Here is a 23,267-nt window from a genome sequence, read left to right as displayed (position 1 = left end):
ATCAGGTAGCCAGCGTCGGTTGAGCGTTCATCGCGAGCAAGCTCGCTCCTACAGAAGAACAGAGTTGTGGAGACGGACAATATGAGCGACTTCAACACCCTCGAACTGCTGACCGACCCGCGTGGTTTTGCCACCCTGTGGCTCAGCCGTGAAGAAAAGAACAACGCCTTCAACGCCGAAATGATTCGCGAGCTGATCCTCGCCCTCGACAAAGTCGCGAGCGATGCCAGCCTGCGGTTTCTGATCGTGCGCGGCCGCGGCAAACACTTCAGCGCCGGCGCCGACCTGGCCTGGATGCAGCAATCGGCCGAACTCGATTACGCCACCAACCTCGATGACGCCCGGGAACTGGCGGAGTTGATGTACAACCTGGCCAAACTGAAAGTTCCGACCCTGGCCGTGGTGCAAGGCGCGGCCTTTGGCGGCGCGCTGGGCCTGATCAGTTGCTGCGACATGGCCATCGGTGCCGATGACGCGCAGTTCTGCCTGTCGGAAGTGCGCATCGGCCTGGCGCCGGCGGTGATCAGCCCATTCGTGGTGCAAGCCATCGGCGAGCGCGCTACACGTCGCTATGCCTTGACCGCTGAGCGCTTCGGCGGGCAACGGGCACGGGAAATCGGTCTGTTGTCGGAAAGCTATGCAAGTGCCGAGCTGGAACAGAAAGTCGAGCAGTGGATCGACAACCTGCTGCTCAACAGTCCGGCCGCGATGCGCGCCAGCAAGGATCTGTTGCGCGAAGTCGGCGACGGCTCACTGACCCCGGCATTGCGCCGCTACACCGAAAACGCCATCGCCCGCATCCGCGTCAGCCCGGAAGGTCAGGAAGGCCTGCGCGCCTTCCTGCAAAAACGTCCGCCGAGCTGGCAAGCCGAAACCACCAAGGAGCCCCGTTGATGAGCGCACCTGTCCTCACCACCCTGCTGGTGGCCAACCGTGGCGAAATCGCTTGCCGGGTAATGCGTACCGCCAAGGCGCTGGGCCTGACGACCGTGGCCGTGCACAGCGCCACCGACCGTGACGCCCGGCACAGCCGCGAAGCCGACATTCGTGTCGACCTCGGCGGCAGCAAAGCCGCCGACAGCTACCTGCAAATCGACAAACTGATCGCTGCCGCCAAGGCCAGTGGCGCCCAGGCGATTCACCCTGGCTATGGCTTTCTGTCGGAAAACGCCGGGTTCGCCCGCGCCATCGAAAGCGCCGGCCTGATATTCCTCGGCCCGCCTGCCTCGGCCATCGACGCCATGGGCAGCAAGTCCGCCGCCAAAGCCTTGATGGAAACCGCCGGCGTGCCATTGGTGCCCGGTTATCACGGCGAAGCCCAGGACCTGGAAACCTTCCGCGCCGCCTGCGAGCGCATCGGCTACCCGGTGCTGCTCAAGGCCACCGCCGGTGGCGGCGGCAAAGGCATGAAAGTGGTCGAGGACGTCAGCCAACTGGCCGAAGCCCTGGCCTCGGCACAGCGTGAGGCACAATCGTCGTTCGGCGATTCGCGGATGCTGGTGGAGAAATACCTGCTCAAGCCACGCCACGTGGAAATCCAGGTATTCGCCGACCAACACGGCAACTGCCTGTACCTCAACGAACGTGATTGCTCGATTCAGCGGCGGCACCAGAAAGTCGTCGAGGAAGCGCCGGCGCCAGGCCTGAGCCCGGAACTGCGTCGCGCCATGGGTGAGGCCGCCGTGCGTTCAGCGCAGGCCATCGGTTATGTCGGCGCCGGCACCGTGGAATTTTTGCTGGATGCGCGCGGCGAGTTCTTCTTCATGGAGATGAACACCCGCCTGCAAGTGGAACACCCGGTTACCGAAGCCATCACCGGCCTCGACCTGGTGGCCTGGCAGATTCGCGTGGCACGCGGCGAAGCGTTGCCGATGACCCAGGATCAGGTGCCGCTGGTGGGGCACGCGATCGAAGTGCGACTGTATGCCGAAGATCCGGGCAATGACTTCCTGCCGGCGACCGGTCGCCTGGAGCTGTATCGCGAATCCGCCCAGGGGCCTGGGCGTCGAGTGGACAGCGGCGTTGAAGAAGGCGATGAAATTTCGCCGTTCTACGACCCGATGCTCGGCAAGCTGATTGCCTGGGGCGAAGATCGTGAACAGGCGCGCTTGCGCCTGCTGAGCATGCTCGACGAATTCGCCATCGGCGGCCTGAAGACCAACATCAATTTCCTGCGGCGCATCGTCGGTCACCCGGCGTTCGCCGCTGCCGAACTGGATACCGGCTTCATTCCGCGCTATCAGGAACAGTTGCTGCCGACGCCAGCGGAACTCAGCGATGATTTCTGGCAAGCAGCCGCCCAGGCGTTTGCCCAGAGCCAACCGTCTGCAACCCGTGCCGATGACCCGAGTTCGCCATGGGCGGCAGGTAGTGGGCTGCGTGCCGGCTTGCCGAGAGAAATCACCCTTCACTTGAGTTGTGAGGGCCAGGACCGCGCGCTGACGCTGGGCGCCATCGATGCCCACAGCGCTCGGCTCAAGGGCGAGCATCTGCTGACCGAGCATGCTGGCGTGCGCCTTCAACACCGGGCCATACGTCGTGGCGAGTATGTGTATTTGCAGTGGGATGGCGAGTTGCGCCGCATCGAGGCTTACGACCCGATCAGCGCCGTCGAGGCCAGCCATAGCCATCACGGCGGGCTGACCGCACCGATGAACGGCAGCATCGTCCGTGTGCTGGTGGAGGCCGGACAATCGGTCGAAGCCGGGGCGCAACTGGTGGTGCTGGAAGCGATGAAAATGGAGCACAGCATTCGTGCACCGCACGCCGGGGTGATCAAGGCGCTGTATTGCCAGGAAGGCGAGATGGTCAGCGAAGGCAGTGCGCTGGTCGAACTGGAAGAAGCGTGAAATGAAGATCGGTCCTACGCCCTGCGAGGACCGATCTGATCAGAACTTGGTCGTTGCCTGAACCACTACGCCGATGATTCGACATTCTTCGGTGTACAAGGCTTTCGGATACGTCGGATTGAGCGGGACCAGGTAACGCTGCCCGCCCTCTTCGATCAACTTGCGGAATGTGGCTTCGGCGCTGTCCGGCCACTGGGCAATCACCAGTTTGCCGGGCACGGCTTCCACGGCCGGGTCCACCAGAATCAGCATGCCTTCCGGGATGCTGATGCCATTGGGTGCGGTCATCGCATCGCCTGCCACTCTCAGCCAGAACGCAGCCCCCCGGGCGTGGTAATCGGACAGCTCAGAGCGCCCCTTTGCATACACCGCGACCTCGCCGTCGCGCACTTCGGCAGGTTCGCGCCAGTCACTGATCGGGTAGCGAAAGTACGGGTTGTACTTCTGTGTCAGGGGGATATCGTCGTCTGTTGACGCCTGCGGTTCCCGGATCACCAGCGCCACCTCGAGAAACTCGAGGCCCAGCGCCCGCAGTACACGGTTCATGTCTTCGATGCCGGGTTCACGACGTTTGTTGAGCCAGTGGCCAATGCCGCCCTGGGACATCCCGAGGCGCTCGGCGAGTATCTCTTGAGTGATTTTGAGTTCACTCATCTTGGCCTTGACCAATTCGATCCATTTATCCATGTGCGGCACGATACGTGGATGACTCCGGCCATCAAAACACAAATTGTAGTATTTAAATTATCGTCATAAATACAGTCCGTATTAGTATCGATTCACGGATCTGAATCTAACACGGAGTTTGCCATCACCATGAACCCACCCGCCAATGACCTGTCGGACATGCAAATCGACACCACCCTCACCTCGCCCCAAGGCTCAGCAGCGGCACAACGCGCGCTGGACTATTACTTGAAACCAGCTATTTCAGAGGACGTTGCCGAGCTGCGTTTTTTTGATGTGAACCGCAATATCAGCGGCGAAGAGGCACTGGTCCATGCCTTGGACCTGTTGCGCTGCGCTGCCGCCACCGCGTACGAGTCAGCCAATCACCTGCAAGGCGCAAACCGCGACCTGGCGTTTTCGGCTGTGCATATGATCGACATGGCCAAGGCGATGGTCGATCGGTCGCTGGAGAAGTATGAAAACGGTTGAGGTGAGAAGGTAAATCGAGAGGACAGGAAAGAATTTTCCTATCGCGCAGGTGAAAACGTTTGACTTGCAAACGAGAATGATTATTATTGCATCGACTGATCGCGAGATCAGTCGATGGACCAGGTGACCTTAGGTCGGTCTCCCGGACTATCTCCTCATCAGGCTAATCACGGTTTTTGACCCGGCTTTTTGCCGGGTCTTTTTTTGCCAGTTTTCTGGCTTTTGGCTTCAGGCTAATGAAGTCTTCGGGTGTCGCAAATTCGATGGCGCGGATGATATCAAAAGAATGCCGCTTGGCAAGAGAAGCCCGGCATCATTGGTTAAAACCAGCGACAAATAGCACTTGAGAATCAATCGCACAGCCTCTAAGCTGCGACGGCGTCAAGGAGGACGCCCCCCCTGCACCCCGCAATTTCCCTCGGTTTCGCCCCACTCTTGCGTGTAAAGTAGCCGCCATAAAAATCATATTCAGGACTCGATTATGACCGTGGGAAAATCCTCTTTCGACATCACTGCCAACTTCGACAGCGGCAACATCCAAGTCATCGACATCAGCGACCCGCTCAAACCTCTTCTGGCCATTCGCCCGGACACTCGCAGTGCTCATTTCCAGTGGTTCCACTTCAAGGCCAGCGGCCTGCATGTCGGGCAGGAGCACTGGTTTCGCCTGAACAATGCCAGCCAGTCTTCCTATAACAAGGCCTGGACCGGTTATCAGGCGGTGGCGTCCTACGATCACGTCAACTGGTTCCGCGTACCGACCATTTTTGAAGGCGACTGCCTGCGCTTCAGCCTCGAAGCCGAGCAGACTCACGCCTGGTTCGCTTACTTCGAACCCTACAGCCGTGGCCGCCACGACTGGCTGATCGAGCAAGCACTGAGCAAGGCTGGCACTGAGTTGCTGGCCACCGGCAAAAGTGTCGAAGGTCGCGACATCCAGTTATTGCGCAAAGGCACCGGGGCCGAAGGCCGGCGCAAGGTGTGGATGATTGCCCAGCAACATCCGGGCGAACACATGGCCGAGTGGTTCATGGAGGGCGTGATCGAACGCCTGGAAAAACACGACGACCCGGTGCTGAATAAACTGCTGGCCAGCGCCGACCTGTACCTGGTGCCGAACATGAACCCGGATGGTGCTTTCCATGGCCACCTGCGCACCAACGCCATGGGCCAGGACCTCAATCGCGCCTGGCAGAGCGCCAGCCAGGAAATCAGCCCGGAGGTCCTGTTCGTTCAGCAACAGATGGAAAAATACGGCGTCGACATGTTTCTCGACGTCCACGGTGACGAGGAAATCCCCCACGTATTCACCGCCGGTTGCGAAGGCAACCCCGGTTACACGCCGCGGATCGAAAAGCTCGAGGAGCACTTCCGCACTCATCTGAAGCACACCACCAAGGACTTCCAGACCAGGTACGGCTACACCCGCGATGAACCGGGCCAGGCTAACATGACGTTGGCCTGCAACAGCGTAGGGCAGAAGTACGACTGTCTGTCGCTGACCCTGGAAATGCCGTTCAAGGATCACGACGATCATCCGAACGCGGAAACCGGTTGGTCGGGCAAGCGTTCGAAACAGCTGGGCAAGGATGTGCTGACCACGCTGGCGGATATGGTCGATACCCTGCGCTGACCACCTGTGGCGAGGGGCTTGCCCCCTCGCCACAATGATTGATCGGCAGCTTTCAACCGCGACCCCTACCCCGCAACATACTGTCCAGCACCTCATCACGGCGCACCCAGCCGTGAAACAGCGCCGCCGCCAAATGCAGCAACACGGTCAGAAACAGCAGATACGCCAGATACCCGTGCGCCTTGCGCAGGAAGGCAAAGACCTGCGCGTTCGCCGGCACAATCGAGGGTAGTTGCAGCGAACTGCTGAGCATTACCGGCTCGCCAGACGCCGAAATCATTGCCCAACCCAGCAGCGGCAAGACCAGCATCAATGCATACAACAAGACATGCGAAGCCTTGGCCGCGAGTACTTGCACACCCGGCATGTCCGCCGGCAGCGGTGGCTGCGTAGTGGAAAAACGCACCACCAGTCGCACGATCACCAACAGCAAGATCGCGACGCCCAGGGGTTTGTGCAGATGAATCAGCCACTCATGCCGCTCGGATACCGAGGCGACCATGCCGGCGCCGATAAACAGCATGGCGATGATCATCAGCGCCATCAGCCAGTGCAGCAGGCGCGCCAGCGGAGCGAAGTGGTTCGGTTGGGTGCTCATTGCTGGGCCTCCTGTTTGGCGGCGGGCAACTGGCCCACTTCGCTGGTGCGACGCAGGTAGGAATTGGCGTAACCGGCTGAACGAGCGGCGAGCAACGGGTCGTCGGAACCTTCGATCCCGGCAGGCAACACCAGCGGGTCGTAGTTGATGTCACGGCATTCACCGTTGAGTTGCGGCTGAGTCTTTTCCAGCACCAGGGTGCCAGCGTTCAACACCTTGCGCCCCTCGGGCCAGGCCTTGCTGGCGTCGTTGAGCGGATCGCCGGGGTTGGCCAGGGTGATGTTCAACTGCCAGCGCAACGGGCCGGCGGCGATGCGCTGAACCAGGTCTTTCTCCAGGAAATCACTGCCTTCCGGTGCCGTCGCACCTGGTGCGTCCTGGGCCATCGGCACCATATTCCAGCGCACGGCCTGGCGTTGCCCGGCGGCATTGACCAGATAGAACGCGTTGACGCTGTTGTAGGTTTCCGTCACGTAACTGGCCGAGGGTTTGGCGGTCTTGATCCAGGCCAGGAACGGCGCAGATTCCGGGTGCGAGCCGAAGAACGCCGGCACCGCTGCGGGGTCCGGTTTGCCGATAGCGGGAACCGGCGACTGGGCCTGCTGCAACTGATAGAACGCCTCGGGCGTGCCCACCGGGAACACCGGCATGCTGTTCATCCCCGTACGCCACTGCTGGCCGTTGGCCTGAGTGAAACGCAAGGCCATGCTGCGGATCGGCACGGCACTGTCCGGCGCATATGGATTACCGGCCGGCAAGGCGAAACGCCCGACCACCGGTGTCCGTGCTTCGTTGAACACCTGAGCGCTGGAATAGCTGCGCGCCTCGCCACTGCTCTCGAAATGCCCGATCACGCACACGCCTTTGGCATGGTTGCGACGGAAACCCGGATGCACGCCATTGTTGGTTTCCAGCACGTTGATCAGTTTCTTCGGGGTCAGGCGCTGTGGGTCGAAGGTGCCGTTGACGTAGGCAAACGCCCCAGCCACTGCGGCAACGACCACGGCAATGCCAGCCAGACGCAACGTCAGGCTCGCCGCACTCAAGGGTGGCCGGGTTGGCGGTGATGATCGATCTACCATGAAAGACTCCAGGGCCATCGGCCACAAGTGAGAAGAATCAAGCAGACGAACCGCACACAGGATTATTCCCATGCGCGGTATTTATTTTTTCAAGCGTGGAATAACCTCCAGCACGGGGCGTCTTCCTAGTCCCAAGCGTAGTGACTTGTCGGAACCTGATGAACGATATCGACGAAAAACTGAGAGAAATCATTCCCGGTATGCGCCGGTTTGCCGTGTCGTTGACGCGTAACCCGAGCAGCGCCGACGACCTGGTACAGGCGAGCCTGGAGCGGGCACTGTCAAGTTGGGGCGGCAAACGCGCCGAGGGCGACTTGCGCGCCTGGTTGTTTTCGATTCTCTATCGACAGTTTCTCGATGCGCACCGCCGCTCCCGGCGCTATACGCGCATGCTCGAATTCTTCACCGGGCGTGACGATCCCCAGCCCTCGGTGGAACGCACCGTGATGGCACAATCCACCCTCAACGCCTTCGATCAACTGCCCACGGAGCAACGCGCGCTGCTGCTCTGGGTGTCGGTGGAAGGCTTGAGTTACAAAGAGGTCGCCGAGATTCTCGACGTCCCCATCGGCACCGTGATGTCCCGCCTGTCCCGGGCTCGCCAGGCCCTGCGCCAACTCAGCGATGGCGAAATCAACCGCCCATCCCTGCGGAGACTCAAATGATCAGCATGCCCCCCAGCGAGCGTGACCTGCACGCCTATGTCGACCACCAGTTGAGCGACGCCGACCGACGCCTGGTCGAGACTTTTCTGGCGAGCAATCCAGAAATGTCCGCGCAAGTGCGCGCCTGGCAACTGGACGCCCAGCAACTGCGCGCAGCCCTTGGTGGTGCCTTGCAGCAACCGGCCAACCCGAACCTCGATCCGGCACTGATTCGCCAACGCCTCAAACGTCAGTCCCGCCGACACCTGGCCAGCGCCGCGGTGCTGCTGATCGCTGTCGGCATCGGCGGTTTCAGTGGCTGGCAGGCACGACAAATGACCCTGGTCGGCGCCCCGCTTCCAATGACCGACGCCCTGCAAGCCTATCGCCTGATTGCCCAGCAAGAGATCCTGCCGGCGGACTACAAGGCCAGCGATGACGGCGATATGCAAGGCTGGCTCGACCGCTATTTCAACCGGGCCAATCGCTTGCCCGACCTCGCCGGCGCCGGATTCAAACCGGTCAGCGGGCGCTTGCTCAGCACCGATCAAGGGCCAGCAGCGATGGTGGTTTACCAGAACCTGACGGGACAAAAGATCAGCTTCTACGTGCGCCCACCGGGACCGAAAAACTTCATGCTGCCAAGGGGCAGTCGTAGCGATGGCGGGTTGCAGGCCGAATATTGGTCGGGTGGCGGCTACAACTACGCGATGGTCAGCCCGGCAGATACGGCGATGGCGCAGATGCTGAGGCAGACCAATCAGTTCTGAACACAACACCACCTCCTGTGGGAGCGGGCTTGCTCGCGAAGGCGGAGTGTCAGTCGACATTCACTTATCTGATACACCGCTTTCGCGAGCAAGCCCGCTCCCACACTTGGTCTTGTGGTGGTTTCAATTCTGTCCAAACACCTGCGACGGCCGCCGCAGCAGCGGATCGAACGGATTGATCCTTGGCCCGATCAACGCTGCTTCGCGCTTGAGCATCTCCACCACCGTCGGCAACCGATCCGGCCCCAGGCGGTCACTTACGGTCGCCACGCTCAACGCCGCCACCGCCCGGCCCTCGCGATCGAGAATCGGCACCGCCACCCCGGCCATGCCCTGCAGCACGCCGGTGTTGCGCCCGGCGTAACCGAGCTTGCGCACGTTCTCGACTTCCGAGCGCAGGAACACCTCGTCATACAGATGGAAGTCCTTGAGCCGCGGCAAGTTGTAGTGGATCACTGTGTCGCGTTCCTCTTCCGGCAGGAACGCGAGAATCGCCAGGCTGCCCTGCCCCACGCCCAAGGCCACCCGCCCACCGATGTCACCGGTAAAGGTGCGGATCGGAAACGGCCCTTCGCTGCGGTCCAGACAGATCGCGTCGAAACCGCTGCGCGCCAGCAGAAACAACGAATCGCCCAGCGACGCTGATAGCCGCAGCAGTGCCGGGCGCACCAGTTCGCGCAGGTTGCCGCTGTTGCCCGCGCGGGCGGCCAGGGCGAAAAAGTCCAGGCTGAGCCGATAGCGCTTGCTGCGCGCATCCTGCTCGACCATGCCTTCGTCCATCAGGCTGCGCAGCAAGCGGTGGGTGGTCGGTTGCGACAAACCGATGTGCTGGGCCAGTTGCGTCACGCGTTCGCCACCCTCGACCGTATCGCCCAGCGCACGCAGCACCGCAAACAGTCTTGAGACGGCACCTACGCCGACTTCATTTTTATTTTCATTCCGCTCAATGGAATCTGCCATGGATTTTCTCGTCAATTAATTTACTCATCGAATGAAACTGAAAATAGTCATCGCTTCAGTGAAATAGGCCATTGAGCCCATCCTAGTCTTCGTCCTAATCTGCGTCCAGACAGGGGCGATTCGAACAACAGTGGCAGCCGACTCAAGTCGAGCGCCAACGCACCCCGGCAACATTTTTCGTATCTGCCCATACAAGAAAGCGCGCCTGCGGGCGACGCATAACAATCTCAGGTGGAGGCGCACTCATGGCTTTTGTGCAACTTGAAAAACTCGGCAAACGCTACGGCGAAATCGACGCCGTGGTCGCCACTGACCTCTCGGTGGAGAAAGGCGAATTCGTTTCCCTGCTCGGCCCCTCCGGATGCGGTAAAACCACCACCCTGCAAATGATCGCCGGCTTCGTCGAAGTCACCAGCGGGCGCATCGTCCTGGACGGTCGAGACATCACCCATGCCAAGCCCGCCAGTCGTGGCCTGGGCGTGGTGTTCCAGAGTTACGCGCTGTTCCCGCACATGACCGTCAAGGACAACGTCGCCTTCGGTCTGCGCATGCGCAAGGTGCCGAACGCCGAGATCCGGCAACGGGTCGAGCGGGTGCTCAAACTGGTGCGCCTGCACCAGCACGCGGAGCGTTATCCACGGGAGCTGTCCGGCGGCCAGCGCCAGCGTGTCGCCCTGGCTCGGGCATTGGTGATCCAGCCACCGGTGCTGCTGCTCGATGAACCACTGTCCAACCTCGACGCCAATCTGCGCGAAGAGATGCAATTCGAGATCCGCCGCATCCAGCGCGAAGTCGGCATTACCACGTTGATGGTCACCCACGACCAGTCCGAAGCCCTGTCGATCAGCGACCGCGTGGTGGTGATGCAGGCCGGGCGCATCACCCAGATCGACGCGCCCTACACCCTCTACGAACACCCGCGTACCGAGTTCATTTCCGGGTTCGTCGGCAAAGCCAACCTGCTGCCCGGCGAGCGCGACACGGCCGGTGTGGTTCAGGTGTGCGAACGTGGCGATGGCGACCTGACCCTGAGCCTGCGCCCGGAGAAAATCGATCTGCGCGATGCAGGCCACGGTCGCTTGCAAGGCAAGGTCAGCAGCCGTTTCTTCCTCGGCAGCCAATGGCTGTACGGCGTATCGACGACTCTCGGCGAACTCTGCGTGGTGCGCCGCAATGACGGTTCGGCACCATTGAGCGAAGGCACATCGGTCGGCCTGGACTGGGACGCGGCGCTGCTGCGGGTGCTGAGTGTCGACGAGGTGACGGCATGAGTGCACTCGCAGCCATTCACCAGGGACGTCAGGGTTACTTGCTGTCGGCCCCCGCCCTGACATTGTATTTCAGCCTGCTGGTGATCCCGCTGATGCTGACGCTGCTGTTGTCGTTCAACGTCTTCGACTACGGCTCGGGGATCAAGAGCGACGCCTACACCGTCGACCACTACGGCAGCCTGCTGGGCGACCCGTACTTCTACGAAATCTTCCTGCGCACCCTGTGGATCAGCGCGCTGACCACCCTGCTCTGCGTGCTGATCGGTGTTCCCGAGGCTTACATCCTCAGCCGCATGGGCACGCCATGGCGCTCGATCTTCCTGATCCTGATCCTCACCCCGCTGTTGATCTCGGTGGTGGTGCGCGCTTTCGGCTGGAGCCTGCTGCTCGGCGCCGACGGCCTGGTCAATCAGGTCCTGCAAGCTCTCGGGGGCTCGCCGATGAAGCTTTTGTACACGCCGTTCGCAGTGGTGATTGCGCTGGTTCACGTGATGCTGCCGTTCATGATCATACCGGTGTGGACCTCGCTGCAGAAACTCGACCCGGCCGCCGAGCAAGCCGCGCTGTCGCTGGGCGCCGGCCACTTCACGGTGATTCGTCAGGTGGTGCTGCCCCAGGTCATGCCCGGGATCCTGTCCGGCACCTTGATCGTGTTCGGCCTTGCCGCCAGCTCCTTCGCCATTCCCGGCCTGCTCGGCGGACGCCGCCTGAAGATGGTCGCCACGCTGATCTACGACCAGTACCTGTCGGAACTCAACTGGCCCATGGGTGCGGCCATCGCCGTAGCCCTGCTGCTCATCAACCTGCTGATCATGCTGTCGTGGAACCGCATGATCGAAGGCCGCTACAAGAAGTCATTGGGATAATTCGTCATGTCCAGGAACGGTCCTTTCGCCCTGCTGTTTCACGCCCTGGTGGTGTTGTTCATGCTCGCACCGCTGGTGGTGGTGTGCCTGGTTGCCTTCACTCCGGAGAACACCCTGAGCCTGCCGACCACCGAGTTTTCCCTGCGCTGGTTCCGGGCGGTGTTCGAGCGTGCCGACTTTGTCGATGCGTTCTACAACAGCCTGATCCTGGCGTTCAGCGCGGCCAGTCTGGCGACGCTGATTGCGGTGCCGGCGGCGCTGGCGATCACCCGTTTCGAGTTTCCCGGCCGGGATTTTTTCAACGGGCTGTTTCTGTCGCCAATCATCATTCCGCACCTGGTACTGGGTGTGGCGTTGCTGCGCTTGTTTGCGCTGATGGGAGTCAACGGCAGCTTTGCCTGGCTGATCTTCGCCCATGTGCTGGTGATCACGCCGTACGTGCTGCGACTGGTGCTGGCCTCGGCCATCGGACTGGACCGCAGTGCCGAACACGCCGCGCAATCCCTGGGTGCCGGGCGTTTCACGCTGTTCCGCCAGATCACCTTGCCGATGATCCTGCCGGGAGTCGCCGGAGGCTGGCTGCTGGCGTTCATCAACAGTTTCGACGAAGTCACCCTGTCGATCTTCGTCACCTCGCCGGCCACGCAAACCCTGCCGGTACGCATGTACGTCTACGCCACCGAGTCAATCGATCCGATGATGGCGGCGGTGTCGGCGCTGGTCATCGCGCTGACCGCGCTGACCATGATTCTGCTCGATCGGGTGTATGGCCTGGATCGGGTCCTGGTGGGCAAACAATGAGGGCGCCATGGCTCTGCTGAAACGACTGGCCGAAGGCGACCGCCCGGTCCTGGACTTTACCCTCGACGGCCAACCGGCCAGCGGCTTGCTCGGCGACACCGTGCTGACGGCGGTGCTGACCTGCAGCGAACACCTGCGCGGCAGCGACTTCAGCGCCGAACCGCGCGCCGGCTTCTGCCTGATGGGCGCCTGCCAGGACTGCTGGGTGCGCCTGGACGATGGCCGCCGGGTGCGCGCGTGCTCGACCTTGCTGGAAGCCGGGCAACACATCAACCGCGAACCGGGGCGATCGATATGAACCTGCATTCCATCTGCAGAAACCCAATCCCCTGTGGGGGCTGGCTTGCCAGCGAAAGCGATCTGCCAGTCAACATCTCTACTGGATGTGCCGCCCTCTTCGCGAGCAAGCCCGCTCCCACAAAAGCACAGCAGCCGAGGTGCGCATGAAACCCGTGGTCATCATCGGCGCCGGCCCTGCCGGTATTCGTGCGGCGCAAACCCTGGTTGCCCACGGTGTTCGCCCGGTGCTGCTGGACGAAGCTTCGCGCGGTGGCGGGCAGATTTATCGGCGTCAGCCGGCCAATTTCAAGCGCTCGCCGGTCAAGCTGTATGGCTTCGAAGCACGCAAGGCCAACGCCCTTCACCAGACCATCGATGAGCTGCGCGAGCAGATCGATTACCGCCCTGAAACCCTGGTGTGGAACGCCGAGGACGGCGCCCTCGACACCGTGCAGGACGGACGTGCCGCACGACTGGAGTTTTCCCGGGTGATCGTCGCCACCGGCGCCACCGACCGGATTCTGCCAGTGCCGGGCTGGACGCTACCCGGGGTCTACAGCCTCGGCGCGGCGCAGATCGCCTTGAAATTCCAGGGCTGTGCCATTGGCGAGCGTGTGGTGTTTGCCGGCAGCGGCCCGCTGCTGTACCTGGTCGCGTATCAATACGCCAAGGCCGGCGCCAAGGTGGTCGCGGTGCTCGACAGCTCGCCCTTCAGCGCCCAGGCCCGCGCCCTGCCCGGCCTGCTGTCGCAACCGGCCACGTTGGCCAAAGGCATCTATTACCGTGGCTGGCTGGCCGCCCATGGCATCCCGGTGCATCAGGGCGCAACCTTGAAACGCGTCGAAGGCGAACAACGGGTGCAGGCGCTGATCTGGTGTGACACAAAAGGCGAACATCGACTGGACTGCGATGCCGTCGCCTTCGCTCACGGCCTGCGCAGCGAAACCCAGCTCGCCGACCTGCTCGGTTGCGAGTTTGCCTGGAACCCGCTCAACCGCGCCTGGCTGCCACAACGTGAGCGCGCCGGGCGCAGCAGCGTCGCCGAGGTCTACCTGGCCGGTGACGGTGCCGGGATCATGGGCGCCGACGCCGCGGAAATGGCTGGCGAGCGCGCCGCATTGGCGCTGCTCGAAGACATCGGCTGCCTGATCCCGACGCAACGCGCCGCACAGCTTGAACAGGTGCTGGAACGCATCGGCGATTTTCGCCGGGGCCTGGAACGCGCCTTCGCCTTTCCCGAGAACTGGGCCTCCAGCATCGCCGATGACGTGATGGTTTGCCGCTGCGAGGAAGTCCGCGCCGGCGATATTCGTGAAGTGGTGCGCGAGGGTCATTGGGAAATCAATCGGGTCAAGGCCCATTGCCGGGTCGGCATGGGTCGCTGTCAGGGGCGGATGTGTGGTGCGGCCGCAGCGGAAATCATTGCCTGTGAAAGTGGGCGCGCCGTGTCCGACATCGGCCGGCTGCGGGCTCAGGCCCCCATCAAGCCGCTGCCCTTTGGCCTGGAGATCGACGCATGACCGAAGTCGACGCAATTATCATCGGCGGCGGTATTGTCGGTGCTTCGGCGGCGCTGTTTCTCGGCAAGGCCGGGCGTCGCGTGGCGCTGCTGGAGCGGGACTTCTGCGGTTCGCATTCCAGCGGCGTCAACTACGGTGGCGTTCGCCGCCAAGGCCGACCGTTGTCGCAATTGCCGCTGTCGCAACGGGCACACGCCATCTGGGCGCAACTGCCGCAATTGATCGGCATCGACGGTGAATATCAACGCAGCGGCCACCTGAAACTCGCCCGCAGTACAGACGATTTGCGTGCCCTGCAAGACTACGCCGCCAGCAGCCAGGGCTTCGGCCTCGATTTGCAGGTGCTTGAGCGCACCGAACTGCGCCGGCGTTTTCCATGGGTGGGAGATGTCGCGGTGGGCGCCTCGTATTGCCCGGATGACGGTCACGCCAACCCGCGTCTGGTGTCCCCTGCATTCGCCCGGGCGGCGCGGCGCCACGGTGTGCAGGTACATGAGCAATGCACGGTCACCACCGTGGAACACGACGGCCAGCGCTTTCGCGTGCGCACGCAAACCGGCCTGGAGCTGCACGCGCCCTGGCTGTTGAACTGCGCCGGGGCCTGGGCCGGCAGCCTGGCCGCGCAATTCGGCGAGCCAGTGCCGATGCACTCCGGACACCCGGCGATGCTGGTCACCGAACCCTTGCCGCTGGTCATGGATGCCAGCACTGGCGTCGAGGGTGGCGGCATCTATGCGCGTCAGGTCGCGCGCGGCAATTGCGTGTTGGGCGGCGGCCAGGGGTTCGCTCTGGACGACGCCCGCGCCCGCCCCGGTCAAGGCGCCGTGCTGGAAATCCTGCGCCAGGCCGTCGAGCTCTACCCGTTTCTTGAGGGCGCCCAGGCGATTCGGACCTGGAGCGGCACTGAAGGTTATCTGCCCGATCGCCAACCGGTGATCGGCCACAGCCGTACCCAGCCTGGTCTGTTGCATGCGTTCGGCTTTGCCGGCGCCGGTTTCCAGATCGGCCCGGCGGTGGGCCAGGCGCTCACCGAGATCATCTGTAGCGGCGCGTCAAAGACGTCGCTGGATGCGTTTTCCATCACCCGGTTTCACTCCATCTCCGTAGCTTGATAGAGGAAGGTCGCGCCAATGAAAAACCTCAAACGCAACGCACTGCTCGGTTTGTCCTGCATGAGCGCCCTGCTCACCATCACCCAGGCCAACGCCGAACCGGTGCTTTACCTGGGCATGAACGGCGGGACCATGGAGCGGCTTTACGCCGACAAGGTACTGCCGGCTTTCGAGAAGGCCAACAACGTCAAGGTGGTGATCGTGCCGGGCACCTCCGCCGATATCCTGGCCAAGGTCCAGGCCAGCAAGGACAACCCGCAGATGCACGTGATGTTCCTCGACGACGGCATCATGTACCGCGCCATCGCCATGGGCCTGTGCGGCAAACTCCAGGACAACCCGACCCTTGCGCAAATTCCGGCCAAGGGGCGCATCAAGGATGAAGCGGTGGCCGTCAGCCTCGGCGTCACCGGGCTGGCCTACAACACCCGCCTGTTCAAGGAGAAAGGCTGGAATGCGCCGACCTCGTGGATGGACATGGCCGATCCTCGATACAAGGACAAGGTTGTGTTCCAGTCGATGGCCTCCTCTACCTTCGGCCTGCACGGCTTCCTGATGTTCAACCGGATTCAGGGCGGTAGCGAAACCAACGTCGATCCGGGCTTCAAGGCCTGGCCAGACACCGTCGGGCGCAACGTGCTGGAATATATTCCGAGCTCGGCAAAGATTTCAGAAATGCTCCAGACCGACGAAGCCGCGCTGTTCCCGCTGACACCGACCCAGGTCACCGCGCTGAAACTCAAGGGCATGCCGGTGGAATACGCACAGCCCAAGGAAGGCGCCGTGGTGCTCAACGTCGCCGAATGCGCCATCGCCAACAACACGCAGCCGGAACTGGCGCAAAAACTCGCCGCGTTCCTGCTCACCCCGGAAGCCCAGGCCGCTGCGCTTGAGGACGGCGACCAGATTCCTTCCAACCCCAATACCCCGACCTCCGACCGGACCCGCGGCCAGGTCGAAGCGATGAAAAAATACCTGCAGACGGCCATCGCGGTGGATTGGGATCAGGTCAACGAACAGCGCCCCGCGTGGAATGCCCGGTGGAACCGGAATATCGAGCGATAGGCGACCGACACGACTGCACTTTGCAAACGAAGCCCCCTGTAGGAGCGAGCTTGCTCGCGAAAAACTCTGGATAACGCAGACACTCAGGCAGCGCGCGTTATCGTTGACGTCCATCGCGAGCAAGCTCGCTCCTACAGGCCCTCCTGGGTGACCCGTCGGAACCGCTCAGACGCGCACCGACACAGCTGGAAGCAAATTCCCTGCTCTGGTTACACTATGCCGCCGCAGCTCGGAGAGCCTGCCCGCAGACCAGAGGTGATATCCCAGTGGCCGTTCGACCACCTAATCGTTCGCGAATCAAATCGCGCTGGCAATCGTTGCGTCGCCTTTTCGGCAAGGCACCGGCTGCCGGCAGCGTCGCGGCGGGCCAAGTCATCCACGACTACTTCCGCCACCAGGCCCACTTCCAGGGCTACACCCTCAGCCACAGCCAGCAGCGCGTGATCGACTGCATGGCCCGGCAGGCGTCCATACTGGCGAGCGCTGCGCCGAACCCCCTTCCCGGCCTTTACCTGCATGGTGCCGTGGGGCGCGGCAAAAGCTGGCTGCTCGACGGTTTTTTCCGGGCCATTCCCCTCGCGAAAAAACAACGCCTGCACTTCCATCAGTTTTTCGCCCAACTGCACCAGGGCATGTTCGAGCACCGCGAACGTGCCGACGCCTTGGCGATCACCCTCGACGCACTGCTCAGCGATTGCCGGGTGCTGTGTTTCGATGAGTTCCATGTGCACGACATCGGTGATGCGATGCTCATCGCCCGGTTGTTCAAGGCACTGTTTCAGCGCGGCATCCTGTTGCTGGTCACCTCCAACTACCCGCCCGAAGGCCTGCTGCCCAATCCGCTGTACCACGCCCGTTTCAAACCGGTGATCGACTTGATCAATGCGCGCATGCAGGTGATGGAAGTCGGCGGTCCGCACGACTATCGCAGCCAGGTCCGCAACCACGCGCAACAGCTGTTCACCCAAGGCCATTACGTGTGGCCGGCCAGTGCGGTGCAGCGACGATCATTGAATCTGCCGGATCGCGGCGCCCAGCCCGTGGCGCTACCCGTGGGCACCCGGCATTTCCAGGCCCGTTTCTGCGATGAGCGGCGCATCGGTTTTACCTTCGCCGACCTGTGTGACCAACCTACCGCCGTGATGGACTACCTGGAACTGTGCCGCCGTTTCGATAGCTGGATCATCGATGAGCTGCCGCGGCTCGGTGAATGCTCGATTGCCGCCCAACAGCGTTTCATCAACCTCATCGACGTGCTGTACGACCAGGACAAGCACCTGACGCTGCTCGGGCAACACGCCCTGCGGGAAAGCCTGGACGGTGATGCCACTGATCTGGCACGCACCCGCAGTCGATTGGGGCAACTGGTTGAAGTCTGCGAGCCGACCTGACAGATCACCCGACTTTGCCGCTATCATGTCGCGCATTTCCGGGGCCACGCGCCTATTCCTTTTTTAATAGCGAATCTGTTCATGCATACCCTTGCTCAATTGCGCGCCGGCGAGTTGTCAGGCATCACGCGGCTGGATCTGGTCGATGGCCTCACCGAATTCCCCCGGGAGATTTTCGATCTGGCGGACTCGCTGGAAGTGCTCAACCTCAGCGGCAATGCCTTGAGCGCCCTGCCGCAGGACTTGTATCGCCTGACCCGTTTGCGCGTGCTGTTCTGTTCCGATAACCGCTTCACCGAGTTGCCGGCCTGCCTGGGCCAATGCGCTGCACTGACGATGATCGGCTTCAAGGCCAACCGCATCGCCCACGTGCCCGCAGCGGCACTCCCACCGCTGCTGCGCTGGCTGATCCTGACCGACAACTGCATCGAAACCTTGCCGAGCGAACTGGGAGAGCGCCCTTTCCTGCAAAAGCTCATGCTCGCCGGCAACCGTTTGCAAGCGCTGCCGGAGTCGTTGCGCCAGTGCCACCGGCTGGAACTGATCCGCATCGCCGCCAACCGGTTGACCGGGTTACCGCAATGGCTGCTGGAATTGCCGAGCCTGACCTGGCTGGCGTACGCCGGCAACCCGCTGGAAACCGAAGCCGATGCCGCGGCCCTCGACGCCACACCGCGCATTGACTGGTCGGCATTGCGTCTGGAGAAAAAACTCGGGGAAGGTGCGTCGGGGGTGATTCATCAGGCCGCCTGGCAACCGGCCGACCAGCCGTCCATGGCCGTTGCGGTGAAGCTCTACAAGGGCGAAATGACCAGCGACGGTTCGCCACTGCACGAGATGAACGCCTGCATCACCGCGGGCCTGCACCCGAACCTGATCCGCGTCGAAGGGCGGATTGTCGGTCACCCGCAGCAAACCGCCGGGCTGGTGATGCAACTGATCGCACCGAGCTACCGCAACCTCGCCGCATTGCCGAGCCTGGCGTCGTGCAGCCGCGATATTTACCCCGACGACTTGCGCTTCAGTGCTGCCGTGGCGCTGCGCATTGCCTCGGGCATTGCCTCGGTGGCCGAGCACCTGCACGGCCATGGCATCACCCACGGCGACCTCTATGGGCACAACATTCTATGGAATGAACAGGGTGATTGCTTGCTGGGGGACTTTGGTGCGGCGTCGTTCCACGCGATTTCCGACAGCCTTGAAAGCCGTGCCTTGCAGCGGATCGAAGTGCGGGCGTTCGGAGTGTTGCTGGGGGAGTTGCTGGAGCGGATCGACTCGGGGTTGAGCGATGAATTGCGCGGGGTGCTGGTGGATCTGGAGCAGCGTTGCTGTCAGCCACTGGTGCTGGCGCGGCCGGGGTTTGACGAAGTCGTGCAGCAATTGAAAAATCTGTGACCGCTGCGCGGTCAATCGCCGGATCGCCGCCCGGAGCCGGCTCGCTCTCACAGGGACAGCGCTAAACCTGTGGGAGCGGGCTTGCTCGCGAAGACGGTGTCACTGACGAATCAGATCAACCCGCCAACCCGACAAACATGTCCTGCACATCGTCGTGGTTATCAAGGCCTTCGAGGAATGCCTCGACTTCCGCCATCTGCTCGTCGCTCAGGCCGCTGACCGGGTTTTTCGGCTGGTAGCCCAGTTTGGCCGACAGCACGGTGAAGCCTTGTTCCGGCAGGGCTTTCTGTACCGAGTCGAGGTCGGTTGGCTCGGTCAGGAACAGGGTTGCACCGTCTTCACCCGGTTCGAAATCCTGTGCACCGGCTTCGATGGCAGCCATTTCCGGATCGGCGTCCGGGGTGTCCGGCGATGCTTCGATCATGCCGACATGGTTGAAGTCCCAGGCCACCGAACCGGAAGCCCCCAGTTGGCCCTTGCGGAACGCCACGCGGATCTCGGCGACGGTACGGTTGATGTTGTCGGTCACGCATTCAACGATCAGGGGTACCTGATGCGGGGCGAACCCTTCATACGTCACGCGATGGTATTGCACGGTTTCGCCCAACAAGCCCGCACCTTTCTTGATGGCGCGATCCAGTGTTTCCTTGGGCATCGAGGCCTTCTTGGCCTGTTCAACGACCAGACGCAAGTGTGCGTTGGTAGCAACATCAGCGCCGTTGCGCGCAGCAATAGTGATTTCTTTCACCAGTTTGCCGAAGATCTTGCCCTTGGCATTGGCTGCCGCTTCTTTGTGTTTAACCTTCCACTGTGCGCCCATTTCTCACTCTCTTATCTGTGGCATCTGTGGCGCCGAGACAATGATTGGCCGGCGCTTTGCGCAAGTTTATACGGCCTAAAGTTGGCAATCGACCAAAAAATCCCGACTGGTATCGACATCTTCACCAGCGGTTGTAGGGCGATTCGGAAATATCGCTTTAGCCTGCCCGCAATGTGCCGGGGTTTCGTACGCTCTGCCCCCTATTCCACGGCAGCGGCGTGTTCGATGCACAACGACAAGGAAAGTCCCACCACCCTGACCCTTCTCGATGACGACCTGAGCTTCCAGGTGGTCCGGTTCAGTGGTCATGAAGCACTCAACCAGCCCTATCGATTCGACATCGAGGTGATCGGGCTGGCACCGGCCCTGAACCTTGAACGACTGCTGCACCAACCGGCGTTCCTCGAATTTGGCCACGACCAAGGCATTCATGGCCTGCTGGACAGCGCCAGTTGTGAACACCGAAGCGGGCACCGGGTCGCTTACAAACTGGTGCTGGTGTCCCGTCTCCAGGCGCTGGATCGGCAACGATGCCGGCGGGTTTTCCAGTGCGCCAGCGTACCCATGATGCTGCGCCAGTTACTGGAGGAACACGGGTTGCCCGCCAGCAGCTATCGCTTTGAACTGACAACCGGGAATTATCCCCTGCGACCTTTTTGCATCCAGTACGAAGAAACCGACCTGGCGTTGCTGCAACGGCTGTGCGAGGAAGAAGGCATCCACTATCACTTCGAACATCAGCGCGACGGCCATGTGCTGGTGTTGGCCGATGACAGCCTGAGTTTCCCCCAGGAACCGCTGCTCATGCCGTTGCGCAGCGACGCCCTCGGCGAACATCACGAACCTGTGATCAGCGAACTGTTCCAGCGCCATGACGCTCCGCTCTCCCCCTGGTGCCCAAGTGCCAGGAGCCCGGGTGCACCGGACATCGGCGACGGCGCAGCCAATCACTCGTTCGCCACGGCGAGACACTTTCGCGCTCGCGAACAACAACATCGCGAACAGCTCAGCCGTCGACAACTGGAACGCCTGCGTTGCCGGCACCTGCAGATTCACGGTCAGAGTAACCAGGGAGCATTACGCAGCGGCCGGATCGTACAGGTGGCCGGGCACCCGCTGGCGAATTTCAACGATCAATGGCTGGTCACCGAAATCCGCCATGAGGGGCGTCACGCCTCCATTCTGCTCGACGACGCTGCGGGCGTGGCCAAGGGTTACCGCAATCAATTCAGCGCCATCCCGTGGTCGACGGTGTTCAGGCCAGCGCTCAATCAATCCCGGCCGAGTATCCCCGGGTATCAGCCCGGCCAGGTGTGCGGCCCGGTCGGGCAACCGGCGACAGTGGATGAGGATGGCCGGGTTCAGGTAATCCTCTGGCCCGCCACGCAATCACCCAACGAGGTGTCCACCGGCCTGTGGTTACCGCTGGCGCTGACCACCGTCGAGGACTGGATCGATCCGGCCCGCTTGCCCGTGGCCGGCAGCGAGGTACTGGTGATTTTCCTCGACAGTGACCCGGATCGCCCGGTGCTCTGTACGGCCATGAGCCCAAAGCCACAACCTCGCCGCCCTCGTCCGCGCGAGCCCCGCGGCGATACCCGCCTGCTGTTCGACTGGCTGCTCAACCGCTCGGACCTTGCGCCCTGACGCTCAGCCCTTGTCAGCCTTTCCGGCCGCTGCGGCGAACTTTGCCAGACGCACATCCAGATGCCGCGGCCGACGCCCGTGATCCTCCGCGCGCTCTTTGCGGCGGATGGCGTTACGCACCATCAGCGAGCCGATGTAGCGAATCGGCTCCGGTGGAAAGAAACCCAGCGGTCCGTTGACCAGCGGCGAACGGGTCCAGGGGTTATCCAGGCCCTGGACCATCGACGCCAGAATCTGCCCACCCATGTGACAGGGCCCGACACCGCTGCCGGAATAGCCAAAACCATAGAACACATTGCCACTGGCGCTCATCTGCCCAAAAAACGGCAGCCCGGTCACCGAACGGTCCGACGGACCGTTCCAGGTCGCTTCGACCTTGACGTCGGCAAACGCCGGGAAGAAATCCGCCAGGCTGTTCTGCAACAATCCGGCATAGGGTGAAGGCTGATCGAACACCGGCAACATGCGTCCGCCATAAGCGAAGGTATTGCCGCCCTTGCCAAGCATGATCCGGCCGTCCGGGGTGTTGTGGTAGTAGTGCACGAAAATCCGCGAATCGAGCACTGTGACTCCGCTGGTCAAGCCGACTTCCTCGAGCAAATCCGGCCGGGGCTCGGTGATCAGCATGTCGCTGGAAACGATCGCCACGCTGCGCTCGAACTGCGGGAACGCCCGGGCCATCCACGCATTCATCGCCAGTACCACACGATCGGCGCGAACAGTGCCATTGGGGGTTTGAATACCCGCCGGCTTGCCTTCTTCCAGCCCGGTCATCGCGGTGTTTTCGTGAATCCTCACACCCAATTGCAAGGCGACCCGGCGCAGACCGCGCACCAGTTTGCCCGGCTGCACACTGGCCGCGGCCGGGGAAAACCAGCCTTCCAGGTGTTTGCTGGATCCGGCCATGCGCTGCACATCGGCCACCGGCCGCTGAGTGAACGAGTTGATGCCATTGCGCTCCAGTGCGGCGATGACCGCATCGGTCGAGCCGCATTGCGCACGATTGGTGGCGGTGTAGAGCGTACCGTCGAGGCGGTAATCGGCGTCCACCGCATACTGTTCGCAGAAGGCGCCGATGGCATGGATGCTGCGCTCGGACTCCTTGACCAGGCGCACGGCCTCTTCGACGCCGAACAACCGTTCCAGGGTGAAATACTTGGCCGACCACGACAACGCACAACCGCCATTGCGTCCACTGGCCCCGGCGCCGCAGATGTCCGCTTCGATGAGCAACACGTCCAGCTCGGGGTTCTGCTCCTTGAGCATGATCGCGGTCCACAACCCGGTGTAACCGCCACCGACGATGCACACGTCGGCACGGCTGTCGCCTTCCAGCGGCGGGCAGGTTTCGGATGCATCAGCCTTCAAGGCCTGGTCCAGCCAAAAGGGTCTCATGGGGGAAATCT

General features: G+C 62.2%; 22 protein-coding genes. 16 read left to right on the top strand and 6 right to left on the bottom strand.

Features of this window, described 5'->3' with window-relative positions; translation table 11 throughout:
- Positions 1 to 81 precede the first annotated feature (81 nt).
- A complete protein-coding gene (locus ACEN8Q_RS02260) occupies positions 82 to 894 on the top strand; it encodes a gamma-carboxygeranoyl-CoA hydratase (protein WP_085718284.1) in 813 nt (270 codons plus the stop codon).
- The gene (locus ACEN8Q_RS02255) at positions 894 to 2,849 is read left to right on the top strand and encodes an acetyl/propionyl/methylcrotonyl-CoA carboxylase subunit alpha (RefSeq protein WP_413427497.1); all 1,956 of its coding nucleotides are present in this window, start codon (positions 894 to 896) and stop codon (positions 2,847 to 2,849) included. The genes ACEN8Q_RS02260 and ACEN8Q_RS02255 overlap by 1 nt, the downstream gene beginning before the upstream one ends.
- A gap of 39 nt (positions 2,850 to 2,888) precedes the next feature.
- Here the strand turns inward: ACEN8Q_RS02255 and ACEN8Q_RS02250 are convergent, their stop codons facing one another.
- Positions 2,889 to 3,536, bottom strand: a complete 648-nt coding sequence (locus tag ACEN8Q_RS02250) for a LexA family protein (protein ID WP_413427496.1) — start codon at positions 3,534 to 3,536, stop codon at positions 2,889 to 2,891.
- 129 nt (positions 3,537 to 3,665) lie between these two features.
- On the opposite strand from ACEN8Q_RS02250, the gene ACEN8Q_RS02245 reads away from it, so the two are divergent.
- On the top strand, positions 3,666 to 4,007 hold the full coding sequence (locus ACEN8Q_RS02245; protein WP_413427509.1) for a DUF6124 family protein: 342 nt from the start codon (positions 3,666 to 3,668) through the stop codon (positions 4,005 to 4,007).
- A 481-nt stretch (positions 4,008 to 4,488) separates the two neighbouring features.
- A complete protein-coding gene (locus ACEN8Q_RS02240) occupies positions 4,489 to 5,640 on the top strand; it encodes a M14-type cytosolic carboxypeptidase (protein ID WP_413427495.1) in 1,152 nt (383 codons plus the stop codon).
- Between the two features lie 52 nt (positions 5,641 to 5,692).
- Here ACEN8Q_RS02240 and ACEN8Q_RS02235 read toward each other — a convergent pair whose 3' ends face one another.
- Entirely contained in the window at positions 5,693 to 6,238 is a 546-nt protein-coding gene (locus ACEN8Q_RS02235) for a cytochrome b (RefSeq protein WP_413427494.1), read from the bottom strand.
- Positions 6,235 to 7,320, bottom strand: coding sequence for a catalase family peroxidase (locus ACEN8Q_RS02230; RefSeq protein ID WP_413704425.1), 1,086 nt, complete (start codon positions 7,318 to 7,320; stop codon positions 6,235 to 6,237). The genes ACEN8Q_RS02235 and ACEN8Q_RS02230 overlap by 4 nt, the downstream gene beginning before the upstream one ends.
- 158 nt (positions 7,321 to 7,478) lie before the next feature.
- On the opposite strand from ACEN8Q_RS02230, the gene ACEN8Q_RS02225 reads away from it, so the two are divergent.
- Both ACEN8Q_RS02225 and ACEN8Q_RS02220 read left to right on the top strand, forming a co-directional pair.
- Entirely contained in the window at positions 7,479 to 7,985 is a 507-nt protein-coding gene (locus ACEN8Q_RS02225; protein ID WP_413704424.1) for a sigma-70 family RNA polymerase sigma factor, read from the top strand.
- Complete coding sequence (locus ACEN8Q_RS02220) at positions 7,982 to 8,734, top strand: anti-sigma factor family protein (protein WP_413427491.1); 753 nt, start codon at positions 7,982 to 7,984, stop codon at positions 8,732 to 8,734. Before ACEN8Q_RS02225 ends, ACEN8Q_RS02220 begins: the two co-directional genes overlap by 4 nt.
- Before the next feature lie 123 nt (positions 8,735 to 8,857).
- Here the strand turns inward: ACEN8Q_RS02220 and ACEN8Q_RS02215 are convergent, their stop codons facing one another.
- Complete coding sequence (locus ACEN8Q_RS02215) at positions 8,858 to 9,694, bottom strand: IclR family transcriptional regulator (RefSeq protein WP_413428860.1); 837 nt, start codon at positions 9,692 to 9,694, stop codon at positions 8,858 to 8,860.
- A 245-nt stretch (positions 9,695 to 9,939) separates the two neighbouring features.
- Here ACEN8Q_RS02215 and ACEN8Q_RS02210 point away from each other — a divergent pair, with 245 nt between their 5' ends.
- From ACEN8Q_RS02210 to ACEN8Q_RS02170, 9 genes are all read left to right on the top strand, one after another.
- Positions 9,940 to 10,965 carry an ABC transporter ATP-binding protein gene (locus ACEN8Q_RS02210; RefSeq protein ID WP_413704423.1) on the top strand — a complete coding sequence of 342 codons (1,026 nt, stop codon included), beginning with the start codon at positions 9,940 to 9,942 and terminating at the stop codon, positions 10,963 to 10,965.
- Positions 10,962 to 11,831 (top strand): ABC transporter permease, encoded by an 870-nt coding sequence (locus ACEN8Q_RS02205; RefSeq protein WP_413428858.1) that lies wholly within the window; start codon positions 10,962 to 10,964, stop codon positions 11,829 to 11,831. The genes ACEN8Q_RS02210 and ACEN8Q_RS02205 overlap by 4 nt, the downstream gene beginning before the upstream one ends.
- Positions 11,832 to 11,837: 6 nt before the next feature.
- Positions 11,838 to 12,632 (top strand): ABC transporter permease, encoded by a 795-nt coding sequence (locus ACEN8Q_RS02200; RefSeq protein WP_205887700.1) that lies wholly within the window; start codon positions 11,838 to 11,840, stop codon positions 12,630 to 12,632.
- A 7-nt stretch (positions 12,633 to 12,639) separates the two neighbouring features.
- The gene (locus tag ACEN8Q_RS02195) at positions 12,640 to 12,930 is read left to right on the top strand and encodes a (2Fe-2S)-binding protein (protein ID WP_413428857.1); all 291 of its coding nucleotides are present in this window, start codon (positions 12,640 to 12,642) and stop codon (positions 12,928 to 12,930) included.
- 145 nt (positions 12,931 to 13,075) lie between these two features.
- Positions 13,076 to 14,431, top strand: a complete 1,356-nt coding sequence (locus ACEN8Q_RS02190; RefSeq protein ID WP_413428879.1) for an FAD-dependent oxidoreductase — start codon at positions 13,076 to 13,078, stop codon at positions 14,429 to 14,431.
- Positions 14,428 to 15,543, top strand: a complete 1,116-nt coding sequence (locus ACEN8Q_RS02185) for an NAD(P)/FAD-dependent oxidoreductase (RefSeq protein ID WP_413428878.1) — start codon at positions 14,428 to 14,430, stop codon at positions 15,541 to 15,543. The genes ACEN8Q_RS02190 and ACEN8Q_RS02185 overlap by 4 nt, the downstream gene beginning before the upstream one ends.
- 18 nt (positions 15,544 to 15,561) lie before the next feature.
- Complete coding sequence (locus ACEN8Q_RS02180; RefSeq protein ID WP_413428877.1) at positions 15,562 to 16,608, top strand: ABC transporter substrate-binding protein; 1,047 nt, start codon at positions 15,562 to 15,564, stop codon at positions 16,606 to 16,608.
- Positions 16,609 to 16,874: 266 nt separating this feature from the next.
- Complete coding sequence (gene zapE, locus ACEN8Q_RS02175) at positions 16,875 to 17,999, top strand: cell division protein ZapE (RefSeq protein WP_413428684.1); 1,125 nt, start codon at positions 16,875 to 16,877, stop codon at positions 17,997 to 17,999.
- A gap of 81 nt (positions 18,000 to 18,080) precedes the next feature.
- On the top strand, positions 18,081 to 19,394 hold the full coding sequence (locus ACEN8Q_RS02170) for a leucine-rich repeat-containing protein kinase family protein (protein ID WP_413704422.1): 1,314 nt from the start codon (positions 18,081 to 18,083) through the stop codon (positions 19,392 to 19,394).
- Between the two features lie 115 nt (positions 19,395 to 19,509).
- Here ACEN8Q_RS02170 and ACEN8Q_RS02165 read toward each other — a convergent pair whose 3' ends face one another.
- Positions 19,510 to 20,214, bottom strand: a complete 705-nt coding sequence (locus ACEN8Q_RS02165; protein WP_413428686.1) for a YebC/PmpR family DNA-binding transcriptional regulator — start codon at positions 20,212 to 20,214, stop codon at positions 19,510 to 19,512.
- Positions 20,215 to 20,439: 225 nt separating this feature from the next.
- On the opposite strand from ACEN8Q_RS02165, the gene ACEN8Q_RS02160 reads away from it, so the two are divergent.
- Positions 20,440 to 21,861: a type VI secretion system Vgr family protein gene (locus ACEN8Q_RS02160; protein ID WP_413704421.1), complete on the top strand. Its 1,422-nt coding sequence runs from the start codon at positions 20,440 to 20,442 to the stop codon at positions 21,859 to 21,861.
- A gap of 3 nt (positions 21,862 to 21,864) precedes the next feature.
- On the opposite strand, the gene ACEN8Q_RS02155 is transcribed toward ACEN8Q_RS02160, so the two are convergent.
- A complete protein-coding gene (locus ACEN8Q_RS02155) occupies positions 21,865 to 23,256 on the bottom strand; it encodes an FAD-dependent oxidoreductase (RefSeq protein WP_413704420.1) in 1,392 nt (463 codons plus the stop codon).
- Positions 23,257 to 23,267 lie beyond the last annotated feature (11 nt).

It is taken from the genome of Pseudomonas sp. Pseusp16 (assembly GCF_047324915.1).
In the GTDB taxonomy this organism is placed as follows: domain Bacteria; phylum Pseudomonadota; class Gammaproteobacteria; order Pseudomonadales; family Pseudomonadaceae; genus Aquipseudomonas; species Aquipseudomonas fluorescens_CD.
The sequence above is the reverse complement of the archived record's forward strand: the minus strand, read 5'-3'. Positions and strand labels throughout refer to the sequence as shown.

Bases quoted from the DNA above. Each gene is read 5' to 3' on its own strand.
- ACEN8Q_RS02240 (WP_413427495.1), top strand. From the start codon at position 4,489: ATGACCGTGGGAAAATCCTCTTTCGACATCACTGCCAACTTCGACAGC.
- ACEN8Q_RS02245 (WP_413427509.1), top strand. From the start codon at position 3,666: ATGAACCCACCCGCCAATGACCTGTCGGACATGCAAATCGACACCACC.
- ACEN8Q_RS02255 (WP_413427497.1), top strand. From the start codon at position 894: ATGAGCGCACCTGTCCTCACCACCCTGCTGGTGGCCAACCGTGGCGAA.
- ACEN8Q_RS02165 (WP_413428686.1), bottom strand. From the start codon at position 20,214: ATGGGCGCACAGTGGAAGGTTAAACACAAAGAAGCGGCAGCCAATGCC.
- ACEN8Q_RS02230 (WP_413704425.1), bottom strand. From the start codon at position 7,320: ATGGTAGATCGATCATCACCGCCAACCCGGCCACCCTTGAGTGCGGCG.
- ACEN8Q_RS02210 (WP_413704423.1), top strand. From the start codon at position 9,940: ATGGCTTTTGTGCAACTTGAAAAACTCGGCAAACGCTACGGCGAAATC.
- ACEN8Q_RS02195 (WP_413428857.1), top strand. From the start codon at position 12,640: ATGGCTCTGCTGAAACGACTGGCCGAAGGCGACCGCCCGGTCCTGGAC.
- ACEN8Q_RS02215 (WP_413428860.1), bottom strand. From the start codon at position 9,694: ATGGCAGATTCCATTGAGCGGAATGAAAATAAAAATGAAGTCGGCGTA.
- ACEN8Q_RS02170 (WP_413704422.1), top strand. From the start codon at position 18,081: ATGCATACCCTTGCTCAATTGCGCGCCGGCGAGTTGTCAGGCATCACG.
- ACEN8Q_RS02250 (WP_413427496.1), bottom strand. From the start codon at position 3,536: ATGGATAAATGGATCGAATTGGTCAAGGCCAAGATGAGTGAACTCAAA.
- ACEN8Q_RS02220 (WP_413427491.1), top strand. From the start codon at position 7,982: ATGATCAGCATGCCCCCCAGCGAGCGTGACCTGCACGCCTATGTCGAC.
- ACEN8Q_RS02200 (WP_205887700.1), top strand. From the start codon at position 11,838: ATGTCCAGGAACGGTCCTTTCGCCCTGCTGTTTCACGCCCTGGTGGTG.
- ACEN8Q_RS02260 (WP_085718284.1), top strand. From the start codon at position 82: ATGAGCGACTTCAACACCCTCGAACTGCTGACCGACCCGCGTGGTTTT.
- ACEN8Q_RS02155 (WP_413704420.1), bottom strand. From the start codon at position 23,256: ATGAGACCCTTTTGGCTGGACCAGGCCTTGAAGGCTGATGCATCCGAA.
- ACEN8Q_RS02160 (WP_413704421.1), top strand. From the start codon at position 20,440: ATGCACAACGACAAGGAAAGTCCCACCACCCTGACCCTTCTCGATGAC.
- ACEN8Q_RS02180 (WP_413428877.1), top strand. From the start codon at position 15,562: ATGAAAAACCTCAAACGCAACGCACTGCTCGGTTTGTCCTGCATGAGC.
- ACEN8Q_RS02205 (WP_413428858.1), top strand. From the start codon at position 10,962: ATGAGTGCACTCGCAGCCATTCACCAGGGACGTCAGGGTTACTTGCTG.
- ACEN8Q_RS02185 (WP_413428878.1), top strand. From the start codon at position 14,428: ATGACCGAAGTCGACGCAATTATCATCGGCGGCGGTATTGTCGGTGCT.
- ACEN8Q_RS02235 (WP_413427494.1), bottom strand. From the start codon at position 6,238: ATGAGCACCCAACCGAACCACTTCGCTCCGCTGGCGCGCCTGCTGCAC.
- ACEN8Q_RS02190 (WP_413428879.1), top strand. From the start codon at position 13,076: ATGAAACCCGTGGTCATCATCGGCGCCGGCCCTGCCGGTATTCGTGCG.
- ACEN8Q_RS02225 (WP_413704424.1), top strand. From the start codon at position 7,479: ATGAACGATATCGACGAAAAACTGAGAGAAATCATTCCCGGTATGCGC.